The organism is Streptomyces atratus (assembly GCF_014648655.1).
Taxonomy (GTDB): Bacteria; Actinomycetota; Actinomycetes; order Streptomycetales; family Streptomycetaceae; genus Streptomyces; species Streptomyces atratus.
The window spans coordinates 52,425-63,669 of sequence record NZ_BMRN01000041.1 but is presented as its reverse complement, the minus strand read 5'-3'; the positions used below and the strand labels follow the sequence as shown (position 1 = coordinate 63,669).

At 65.6% G+C, this 11,245-nt stretch carries 6 protein-coding genes and 2 pseudogenes; 7 read left to right on the top strand and 1 reads right to left on the bottom strand.

The features are described 5' to 3' along the window. Positions 1-110 precede the first annotated feature (110 nt). The 3 genes and pseudogenes from IEZ15_RS35720 to IEZ15_RS35710 form a co-directional block, all read left to right on the top strand. A pseudogene (locus IEZ15_RS35720) lies at positions 111-4,967 on the top strand (RHS repeat-associated core domain-containing protein); the annotation flags it as partial. 614 nt (positions 4,968-5,581) lie between these two features. Continuing rightward, entirely contained in the window at positions 5,582-5,983 is a 402-nt protein-coding gene (locus tag IEZ15_RS35715; protein WP_189281052.1) for an SCO4402 family protein, read from the top strand. A gap of 236 nt (positions 5,984-6,219) precedes the next feature. Next, a pseudogene (locus tag IEZ15_RS35710) lies at positions 6,220-6,357 on the top strand (peptidase C39 family protein); the annotation flags it as partial. Between the two features lie 190 nt (positions 6,358-6,547). Here IEZ15_RS35710 and IEZ15_RS46885 read toward each other — a convergent pair. After that, positions 6,548-6,955 (bottom strand): hypothetical protein, encoded by a 408-nt coding sequence (locus IEZ15_RS46885; protein ID WP_189281051.1) that lies wholly within the window; start codon positions 6,953-6,955, stop codon positions 6,548-6,550. Positions 6,956-7,076: 121 nt separating this feature from the next. Here IEZ15_RS46885 and IEZ15_RS35700 point away from each other — a divergent pair, with 121 nt between their 5' ends. The 4 genes from IEZ15_RS35700 to IEZ15_RS35685 all read left to right on the top strand — a co-directional run bounded on the left by IEZ15_RS35700 (position 7,077) and on the right by IEZ15_RS35685 (position 11,161). Next, complete coding sequence (locus tag IEZ15_RS35700) at positions 7,077-7,655, top strand: carboxymuconolactone decarboxylase family protein (protein ID WP_189281050.1); 579 nt, start codon at positions 7,077-7,079, stop codon at positions 7,653-7,655. Beyond that, the gene (locus tag IEZ15_RS35695) at positions 7,652-8,518 is read left to right on the top strand and encodes an RNA polymerase sigma-70 factor (protein ID WP_189281049.1); all 867 of its coding nucleotides are present in this window, start codon (positions 7,652-7,654) and stop codon (positions 8,516-8,518) included. Before IEZ15_RS35700 ends, IEZ15_RS35695 begins: the two co-directional genes overlap by 4 nt. Before the next feature lie 213 nt (positions 8,519-8,731). Then, on the top strand, positions 8,732-9,073 hold the full coding sequence (locus IEZ15_RS46880; protein WP_189281048.1) for a hypothetical protein: 342 nt from the start codon (positions 8,732-8,734) through the stop codon (positions 9,071-9,073). A 267-nt stretch (positions 9,074-9,340) separates the two neighbouring features. After that, positions 9,341-11,161, top strand: a complete 1,821-nt coding sequence (locus IEZ15_RS35685) for a glycoside hydrolase family 15 protein (protein ID WP_189281047.1) — start codon at positions 9,341-9,343, stop codon at positions 11,159-11,161. Positions 11,162-11,245 lie beyond the last annotated feature (84 nt).

Genomic DNA, 11,245 nt, shown 5'->3' with positions numbered 1-11,245 from the left:
CTCCCGCCTCGGCCAGATCAGCCCGATCGCCTACGAACAACGATCAACTACGCTGGCCACCGCCGCATGACAACCGGTGTCCACGATCAAGGGGAAAGCCCCGTCAGCCAGACAAGTTTGATCTGTGCTGGAAGTACGACAATGCTTCGCTCGTCCTCAACGGCAAGTCCAGTGAACTGGTCAAGGACGACACGTCAGGCAAGTGGCGGCTGAAGAACGACGATGCCTCCACTGTCACGCATTCCACCGGTGCCGAGAACGGCGACGAGGGAGACGCGGGCGTCGATGGCAAGGGCGAGTACTGGACTGTCACCACGGGGGACGGTACGAAGTACGTCTTCGGTCTCAACAAGCTGGATGGTGCAGGCACTTCTGATCGCACCGACTCGGTATGGACAGTGCCGGTATTCGGCGACGACTCCGGCGAGCCCGGCTATGCGGACGGCACCAGCTTCTCCGGCCGGGCCAAGAAGCAGGCATGGCGGTGGAACCTCGACTATGTCGAGGACACCCACAAGAACGCCATGTCGTACTGGTACACGGCTGAGACCAACAACTACGACCAGCTTGGCGACGACAACACCGGTACCCCCTACATCCGAGGCGGGTACCTGAAGGAGATCCGCTACGGGCAGCGAGCCGACGGCCTTTTCGCCACCCAGCCCGCCTCGAACAAGGTCACCTTCACCTACGACGAACGCTGTGACGCATCAGGCACCGGCTGTGATTCCCTGACCGAGGACACCCGGGACAACTGGCCGGACGTTCCGTTCGACGCCGTCTGCAAGGACGGTGGCAAGTGCACCGGCAACGTCGGCCCGACCTTCTTCTCTCGCAAGCGGATGACCGGTATCACCACCTATGCCTGGGATGCCGCGGCGCCCACCCCCGGCTTCTCCGCCGTGGACAACTGGACACTGAAGCAGCACTACATCGATCCTGGCGACACGGGTGACTCGACGGACCAGTCACTATGGCTGGACGAGATCAAGCACACCGGCAAGCGCGGCACCGACCTCGCCCTGGACCCAGTCGTCTTCACCCCTGAGTCCCACCCCAACCGTGTCGACTCACCCACCGACGACATCCTGTCCCTGGAAAAGCCACGGCTGAAGACGGTCACGTCCGAGGCCGGGGCACAGACCAGCGTCACCTACATGGACGCCGGCTGCACCTCCAGGGACACCCTGCCCCGCCCGGACCAGAACACCGGACGCTGCTACCCGGTGTTCTGGTCCCCGAACGGGGAGAAGACACCGATCCTGGACTGGTTCCAGAAGTACCCGGTCTCCTCGGTGTCCACCACCGACCCGCACGGCGGGTCCGAAGCCGTACAGAACACTTACACCTACTCCGGTGGCGGTGCCTGGCATTACAACGACGACCCGATGACCAAGGAGAAGGAACGCACCTGGTCCATCTGGCGCGGCTTCGGTCAGGTCACCCACCTCACCGGCGTTCCGGGCAAGACCCAGTCGAAGACAGTCACCGTCTACATGCGCGGTATGAACGGCGACCGCGTCCTCAAGGACGACGGGAAAACCCTCGACCCGGACAAACGGAAGAGCGTCAAGGCCACCGGTATCAAGGCCGCAGAGATCACTGACTCCGAACCGTACGCCGGATTCACCCGCGAAACGGTCACCTACAACGGTGTCAACGAGGTCGGCGGCACCATCAACGACCCGTGGTCGAAGAGAACAGCAACACAGCACAAGTCGTACGCCGACACCGAGGCGTACTACGTGCGCACCGCCGCCACCCACACCCGCACCAATATCACCAGCAGCGGCACGCCCAAGGACCGGGTCCGTTCCACCGTCACCACCTTCGACGACTACGGCATGCCCGAAACCGTCGAGGACAAGGGCGACGACGCCGTAACGGGTGACGAGAAGTGCACCCGCACCTGGTACGCCCGCAACGACACCCTGGGCATCAACTCCCTGGCAGCGCGCACACGCACGGTCACCAAGCCCTGCTCCACCGCGGACTCCGCGCTGGACCTGCCCCCGGACTCCACCAAACCCGGCGACGTCATCTCCGACATCGCCACCGCGTACGACACCACCACCTGGAGTGCGACACAGAAGCCCACCAAGGGTGAAGTCCAGTGGACGGGCCGGGCCAAGTCCTACGGCCTCGATGACGCGCCGGTGTTCCAGAAGCTCGTCACCACGACCTACGACATCCTCGGCCGGCCTCTCACCGTCAAGGACACCAACGACGCACTCGTCACAACCGCGGGATACATCCCGTCCGGCAAGATCGGCCCCCTGACTTCCAGCACGAGCACCAACATCAAGGGCTACACCACGACCACAGAGGTAAACTTCGCGACCGGCGCTGTCACCAAGGTCACCGACCCCAACGGCAAGACAACCGAGTCCGAGTACGACTCGCTGGGCCGGGTCACCAAGGTGTGGCTGCCCAACCGGCTCAAGGTCCTGAACGCCACCCCGAACTACGTCTACAACTACAGCATCACGGCCACGGACACACCGTGGGTCTCGACCGGCTCGCTCAAGGGCGACGGTTCCGGCTACAACACCGCCTACGAGATCTACGACTCCCTGCTGCGGCCCCGGCAGACGCAGACCCCCTCGCCCAACGGCGGGACCATCGTCGCCGAGACCCTGTACGACGAGCGAGGCCTCTCGGTCACCAGCCTGGCGGACATCTGGGCGGACAAGACAGTCCCGTCCGGGAAACTGGTTGGAACCGAGGGCGGCCAGGCGCCCATGGAAAGCGACACCACCTACGACGGCGCCGGGCGTGCCACCTTGTCGGTGACCAAGGTTCGGGGTGTCGAACGCTTCAAGACCAAGACCGACTACACCGGTGACACCGTGTCCAACAGCGCCCCAGCAGGGGGCCAGGCCACGATGATCACCACCAACGCACTGGGGCAGACGACAGAGCGCCGCGAGTACGCAGGACCACAGGCGACCGGCAGCGACTACACCACCACGGGCTACGAGTACACCCCGGCCGGTCAACAGAAGATCATCACCGGGCCCGACCAGACCAAGTGGTCCTACACGTACGACCTTTTCGGACGCCAGGACAGCGCCACCGACCCGGACAAGGGCACTTCGCACACCCACTACAACGCGCTCGACCAGGTCACCAGCACCAGCGACTCCCGCGGTAAGACCCTGATCTCCGAGTACGACAACCTCGGCCGCCAGACCGGCCTGTGGGACGGGACCAAGTCCGATGCCACCCAGCTCGCCTCCTGGGCCTTCGACGACTTGGCCAAGGGACAGCAGGACACGGCCACCCGTTACGAGGGCGGCCTGACCGGCAAGGCGTACACGACCAAGGTCACTGCCTACGACAACCTTTACCAGGTCACCGGCAGCCAGCTGATCCTGCCCGACACCGACCCGCTGGTCACGGCGGGGGTTCCCAAGACGCTGTCGTTCACCACCGGCTACAACATCGACGGAACCGTCAAGCAGGCATCCCAGCCCGCCGTCGCAGGCCTCTCCGCCGAGACCATATCCAACAAGTACAACGCCCTCGGCCAGCAGACCGCCGTCCAGGGCACCACCGCCTACCTCCAGACAGCCGCCTACTCCCCCCAGGGAGACCTGCGCCAGCTCGCGCTGGGCACCGACTCCACCAGTTCGGCGAAGAAGGCCTACCTCAACTACGACTACGAGGACGGCACCCGCCGATTGACCCGTTCCTACGTCACCGACGACGTCCACGGCTACATGCCCCAGGAACTGAAATACACCCAGGACGACGCCGGAAACGTCACCTCCATCTTCGACGCCAGCACCCAGGGCGGCACCGCGAAGGCCGACTACCAATGCTTCGAATACGACGGCAACCGCCGCCTGACCGAAGCCTGGACCCCCAAGACCGCAGACTGCGCCAAGAGCGGGCGCACCACCGCCAACCTCGACGGTGCGGCTCCATACTGGACCAGCTACACCTACTACACATCCGGCCAGCGCGAGAGCGAGAAGCAACACACCTCCTCGGGTGACACGACAACGTCGTACAAGTACGGAACCACCACCGGCCAGCCCCACCCACTGACCAAGACGACCGGCCCCAAGACCAGCACCTACGAGTACGACGACACGGGCAACACCACCAGCCGGCCCGGCACTCAGGCCCAGCAGACCCTGGTCTGGAACTCCGAAGGCAAACTCGTCTCCACCAGCGAGCCCGCCGTCGACAGCAAGCCAAAGCTGGAAACCAACTACCTGTACGACGCAGACGGCGAACTTCTCATCCGGCGCACCACTGGAGACGGCGACACCGTGCTGTACCTCGGTGGCACGGAAGTCCGCCTCACCACCAAGGGCACCACAAAAATCCTGTCCGGCACCCGCTACTACACCGGTGCCGGCAAGACCATCGCGGTTCGCACCGCCACCAGAGGAGTGTCCGGTACCAAACTCAACTTCCTCTGCTCAGACCCCCACGGAACAGCCACCCTTGTACTCGAACCCACCACCTGGGCCGTCACCAAGCGCTACACCTCCCCCTTCGGCTCCACCCGGGACGCCGGGCCCACGGCCTGGCCGGATGACAAGGGATTCCTCGGCAAGTCTGCCGACACCACAACTGGGCTCACGCACGTAGGGGCTCGCGAGTACGACCCGGGAATCGGCCAGTTCATCAGCGTGGACCCCATCCTGTCCCTAAGCCAGAACCAGTCTCTCAACGGATACAGCTACGCGAACAACACCCCCGTCACTATGAGCGACCCAACCGGGCTAGCGTGCTATGGGGGTAGCCACTCGGCAAGCTGCAACCCGACCGGACAGGGGGGAGGAATAGCAGGGAGTGACAACTGCTATGGGGGTAACCACTCGGCAAGCTGCAACCCGACCGGACAGGGAGGCCCGGTGCCGGGGGCGGCTCCGGGCGGAAGCAGCGGAGGCACGCACGGAACCAGCCACACCAGCAGCACTGGTGACACCGATAGAGGAGTTGGCTGGAAAGGGTGGCTAAAAGGCGCAACGGATACCGTCGTCAACTACGGCACTGCCATCGTCACCACACCAGATATTTGGTGGGGAACCCTCGAACTCACACTCGGGGTTGCAGGCATGCTTCAAGGCGGCGTCGATGCTGTAGGTGGTGTCATGGTCTGCCTCAGTGGGGCCGGATGCCTCGCAGGAGCCCCCGCTGCCGCCTTCGGGGCAGGCTTGATGGTAGGTGGCGCATACGTCGCAACAGCAGGAGCAGAGCGGTTCAGTAACGGGCTAGGGAAAGCGCTCAATGAGGCAAAAGCCAACAGTGAGTCGGCGGGCAGTAAGCCTGTGCATTCCGGGACGCCATCATGGATTCCTGAGTCCGCGAGCAGTAAGGTTCCTGAAGTTTTCGGTGGAGGAAAGGCCACTAAGAAGGGTGTCGGTTGGCGCTGGAACGATGGCAAGGGAAACGGAGTCCGCATTGATAAGGGAAACCCGAACAATTCCCAGCCATACCAGCAGGTGGACCACGTCGTCATCAACTCTGGCGGAAGGATCATCGGACGAAATGGCGGTATCATAGAAGGGGATATAAAGTCGAATGCGTTCGAGGCTCACATCCCGCTCAAGGATTGGGTGAAATGGAAGACGTGGAACTCTCCGAATTGAATAGCGTGAGTTTTCCAGATATGCGCAGAAATGTCATTTCTGCAGTTGGTGCGCTCGCGGACAAAGAATATCAACGTCGAGTTTGGGTCGAGCGGATTTACCCGCAGGAAGGTTTCTATGACGATTTCTCCATGAATCTAAATATCCTTTACGACGACACTCTGGTCTTGGATGATCCCGCCTCGACACTTGGGACCGTTCTCAGGTCAGAGGAAGAGGTTGCGGCAATGGTTATGCTGGCATCTGCCATTAATAACCTGATGGGGCGAGAGGGAAATGAAAAGACGGACGCCGAATACATGAAGTCGCCTCTGTGGGGTGCCGTGCTGCGGTCGGCCTCGGCTGCATGCGCGATTATGTCCCGTACTGGGTGATCGGGATCGTCTCGTCACGGTAGGTAAGGGCCTCCGCCTGCCGGGCGACGAGCGGCACGGGGTCAGCACCGAACCAGCGCGAGGCACTCGAACGGTCCGGAATGGACGGCAACGGAAGTCAGCACCGAGTCGGCACGGGCACGTCTGCACTTCACTGGTCTCACACGGCCCCCCGTTTGTGACCTGCATGTTTGCGTAAGAGGGCGTCGCATGGTATGCGACGCCCTCCCATTTGGACGATCTGGCTCCGCACCAAGCGCTACGACGCGAACGGCAAGGTCAGAAGCGGTACGGGCGGTGTCTGCTACCTCTACTGGCCCGCTCACCCGGCACCGAGTCAGCGCCGGGTTCTGAAGTCACTCGGCCTGCTGTGATCATGTGCGGCGCCACGGCCGCCTCGACCACCTGACGGCAGCGTTCCTGGCCGTCCTGGGCGAGGTGGCCCTACTTGTCCACCGTGACCTCGACCGAGCGATGCCCGAGCCGGCGCGACACTTCGCGGATGGACACGACGCCCGCCGAGGTCACGGTGGTCCTCTGTGCCGCAGGTCGTGCGGGTGGTATTCAGACAGCCCGAGCCGCCTGACGGCCCGATCCCACGGCCTGCGCAGCAGATCGGGTCACGGCAGGCAGCCACTCGCGTCGCGGCCCCCGGGCCGACGGCTCCGGGTGCTCCGCAGGGCGGGCTCCGACGTCGGCGGGCACGGAGGAGTTGGCGGCGAGGGCTACGGAGCCCACTTTCGTGGACGCTGCGGTGGCGCCGAGCAGAAGCAGGCCGCTCGCGCCGGTGCTCACCATGACTGCACGCTCGCCACCGCCCGCAACCCGGGCAGCCGGCGGCGCGAGGCGGCTGCCGATACCGGAGCGGATGAATCCAGCGCAGGCGAGTGCGGCGAAGAGTACGGCCCCCGACTCCGATGCACCGGTGAGGGCCGCAGCACGGCCCGGCATGAGCAGTTCGTTCGCGGCCAAGGAGCTGCCTGCGGTCCCTGCGCTGACGATCCGTGCGCGATGGCGGTGGTTGTCACATGCGCGGGTCCGGCGGTGTCTTCATGCCGAACGGCCAAGCAGGCATACGTACAAGGAGAACACCATGACGCTCCGCGTCCCGAAGGCCGAGCTCACCGCCGAGCTCCGCGAAAACATGATCAAGCAGCTCGGGGCCGTGCCCGAGCCCGTCGAGGTGCTGTGGAACCACCCCGAGCTCGCCGAGGCCAACCAGGAGTTCTCGGCCAAGGTGGGCGCGTGGGACATGGCCGACGCGAGCCTCAAGACGTTTGCGCACATGGCCGTCGCGGCACAGGTCGGCTGCAGCTGGTGCCTCGACATCAACTACTTCCAGGCGCTGAACCAGAACCTGGACCCGGCCAAGGCGAGCCAGGTGCCGCGCTGGCGGCAGTCGGAGGTGTTCACGCCGCTGGAGTGCGACGTGCTCGAGTACGCCGAGGCCATGACGAACACGCCGCCGACCGTCACCGACGAGCTGTCGAAGCGCCTGCTCGACCGGCTCGGCCCGGCGGCACTGGTCGAGCTCACCGTGTTCATCGGCTTCGCCAACATGGCGGCCAGGTGCAATACGGCGCACGGGATCACGTCGCAGGGCTACTCCGATGCCTGCGAGATTCCGCCGGCCGCGCGTCCCACGAAGTCCGGCGTGGCGTCGACGGCATGACCGCCGACCCGTTCGTCGCCCATCGCACCCTGCTGTTCACGGTCGCCTACGAGATGCTCGGGTCGGCGGCCGACGCGGAGGACGTGCTGCAGGAGTCGTGGCTGCGGTGGGCCGACGTCGATCACTCGCAGGTGCGTGACCCGCGGGCCTACCTTGTCCGAATCGTCACACGGCAGGCGCTCAACCGCCTGCGAACGCTCTCGCGCAGCCGCGAGGAATACGTTGGTGAGTGGCTACCGGAACCGCTGCTGACCAGCCCTGATGTCGCCGAGGACGTCGAGCTCGCGGAGAGCGTCTCGATCGCGATGCTGACCGTGCTCGAAACGCTCGGGCCGACCGAACGGGCGGTGTTCGTGCTCCGCGAGGTCTTCGACATGCCGTACGGCGAGATCGCCGAGGCCATCGGGAAGTCCGCGGCCGCGGTGCGGCAGATCGCGCGGCGGTCACGCGAGCACGTGGCAGCACGGCGGCCACGGGTGCCGGTGAGCCGGTCGGAGCAGCAGGTCGTGGTCGACCGGTTCCTGTTCGCGTTGCGCACCGGGCAGTTGCAGGAACTGCTGGATGTCATGGCCCCGGACGTGGTCATGATCGCTGACGGCGGCGGGGTTGTGGCCGCCGCTCCGGCCCCGATCCACGGGGTCGAACCAGTGGCGAAGTTGCTCGCGCGCGCGAACCGGGTGGTGGCCGGGTTCGATGCGACGGCCGTGTGGCTCAACGGCGCGCCTGCGGGCCGGATCGAGTTCGACGGCGAGCCGGCTGCGGTGAGCCTTGTGGTGGAGAACGGGCGTGTCACCCGGATCTACGTGGTGCGTAACCCGCGGAAACTGACGCGACTCGACGAACTGGCCGAACTCGCCAGGTAGGCCCGCGCCGCTCTGGCGTCGTGAGTGTCCCGGGCGGTTCCAACCGCCCGGGACACTCACGACCGCACAGTGGTCAGACGTCGAAGCAGAGGGCGAACCCGTACGGGTGCGGACGCAGCCGCATCGGGCCGACGGCACCACCGCCGATGAGCCGCCCACCCTGCCCACCGACCGACGCACAGGCAGACCCTGCTGTGCGCCGACCTCTCCGCCGTGCTCCTGGCCTGCCTGCTGGTCAACCTGCTGCTCGGCTGGTCCCGGGCCGGCCCGACCACCACCATCGTCGTCATCGCCGTCAAGGAAGGACACGACGCCTGGCAGAGCAAGGGCTGCCGCGCGCCCAGCACATCCCCCGACGCCCACTGCCGTCGCGGAATCCGCGCTCTGCGGCTGCCGCCCCGGATGCGACTGACTGCACCTGAGCTGCCCAGCCCCGATACGCACAACGCTCAAGGCATGAAGATCGAACTGCTGGTCGTACCCGACTGTCCGAACCCCCGGCTTGCAGCCGACCGGCTCCGTCGGACGCTTGACGGGCCGGGCTGCATGACGTGACGTTGTGGACACACACCGTCGCCGACCAGGCCGAGGCCGAAGCAGCGCATCTCGCCGCCGGCTCGCAGCTACGGACCGCCGGGGGAGGCCGACGGCACCCGTTTCCTTCTCGTTCTTGCCGGGCGTCGTGCGCTCGTGCCGTTGCGGGAGTACGAGGCGGCTTCCGCGTCGCATGACACCGGTGACGGCGTGAGGCTGCGATTGGTGCGGACGGCTGGGGTGAGGGATCGTGGATGGCGGGGTGTTTTCCGAAACTCCGGAGCAGCCATGGACCGCTATCCCCCCATCGCCGAGCACGGTCTGGTGGGTGACCTGCAGACCGCCGCGCTCGTCTCGTCGCGGGGCGTCGTCGACTGGTTCGCCGCTCCAAGATTCGACTCTCCCAGCATCTTCGCCGCACTGCTCGACCACGACCGCGGTGGGTACTTTCGTCTGGCGCCCGAGGAAACCGGCGCTTCCTGCAAACAGCTCTACTACCCCGACACGGCCGTCCTGGTGACGCGGTTCATGTCGCCGGACGGCGTGGGCGAAGTGGTCGACTTCATGCCTCCGGACCAGACCCGCACCCCCACGGACCGCCACACCCTGATTCGCGGTGTACGCGCCGTGCGGGGCACCGTCGACTTCACGCTCGAATGCCGGCCGCGCTTCGACTACGGCCGGGCCGAGCATCAGCTCGAACTCGATGGCCAAGGCGCCCTGTTCCGGGCTCCGGGGATCGATGGGCACCTGCAGGCCACCTTCCCGTTGGAGCGGGACGGCCAGGACGTGCGCGGCAAGGTGACGCTGAGGGCCGGTGAGTCCCACGGCGCGGTCTTCACCGTCTGCGCGTCCGGCGCCGAGGCGCCTGCCTCCCCCACCGTCGACGGGCTGACAGAACAGGTCCAGGAGGTCGTCCGCTTCTGGCAGCAGTGGCTGTGCCAGTCCCGCTACCGGGGCCGTTGGCCCGAGCTCGTGCACCGCTCGGTCATTACCCTCAAACTCCTCACCTACGCCCCCACCGGCGCCTTGATCGCGGCGGCCACGACGGGTCTGCCCGAGCAGGTCGGCGGAGAGCGCAATTGGGACTACCGGTTCACCTGGGTGCGTGACGGGGCGCTGTCCGTGCGGGCCATGCTGGATCTCGGCTTCGTCGAGGAAGCCACAGCCTTTGTGCACTGGCTGGTGGACAGGTTGCGCGAACGCGAGGGCGAGGACGGAGAGCCGTTGCAGACCATGTACCGGATCGACGGCAACCCCGAACTGCCGGAAGAGATACTCGATCATTTCGAGGGCTACCGCGGTTCGTTCCCCGTCCGCATCGGAAACGGCGCTGCCGACCAGCTTCAGCTCGACATCTATGGCGAGGCGGTATACGCGCTGGCGCAAGGGGGCGAGATCGCGCAACAGGCCACCTACCAGGGGTGGCGGGCACTGGCCAGAACATTGGACTGGTTCGCCGAGAACTGGAACAGACCGGACGAGGGCATCTGGGAGACCCGCGGCGGCCGAAAGGACTTCACTTACAGCCGGGTGATGTCCTGGGTCGCCTTCGACCACGGGCTTCGCCTGGCCGAGACCTTCCGCAGGCCCGCTGATCTGGAGGGATGGCGCAGAGCGAGAGACGCCGTCTTCGAGCAGGTCATGCAACGCGGCTGGAGCGAGACGGAGCGCGCATTCATCCAGTACTTCGACGGCGACGTCTTGGACGCCTCGCTGCTGCTCATGCCGAGGGTTGCGTTCATCGCCCCCAGGGACCCCTCCTGGCTGTCCACACTCGATGCGATGGACCGCAGGCTCGTTTCCGACAGCCTTGTCTACCGCTACGACCCGGCGGCATCTCCGGACGGGCTACGCGGTTCGGAAGGCACCTTCAGTCTGTGCACCTTCCTCTACGTGGACGCGCTCGCCCGGGCGGGCCGGCTGCCCCAGGCCCGCTACACCTTCGAGAAGATGCAGACGTACGCCAACCACGTCGGACTCTTCTCCGAGGAAGTCGGTCCGAGTGGGGAGCAACTGGGCAACTTCCCACAGGCGTTCACCCACCTGTCGCTGATCATGGCCGCCGTCACCCTCGATGAGGCCCTCGACCATGAGCAGGGGCGCTGACCGCATGCCGCGGTTGAGCGTCGACGCGCCCGTCGGACGCTGCGAACGCGAAACGGGGTCACCGTGACCGGTGACTGCTGCGGG

Bases quoted from the DNA above. Each gene is read 5' to 3' on its own strand.
- IEZ15_RS35715 (WP_189281052.1), top strand. From the start codon at position 5,582: ATGGAAGACGTGGAACTCTCCGAATTGAATAGCGTGAGTTTTCCAGAT.
- IEZ15_RS35700 (WP_189281050.1), top strand. From the start codon at position 7,077: ATGACGCTCCGCGTCCCGAAGGCCGAGCTCACCGCCGAGCTCCGCGAA.
- IEZ15_RS35695 (WP_189281049.1), top strand. From the start codon at position 7,652: ATGACCGCCGACCCGTTCGTCGCCCATCGCACCCTGCTGTTCACGGTC.
- IEZ15_RS35685 (WP_189281047.1), top strand. From the start codon at position 9,341: ATGGACCGCTATCCCCCCATCGCCGAGCACGGTCTGGTGGGTGACCTG.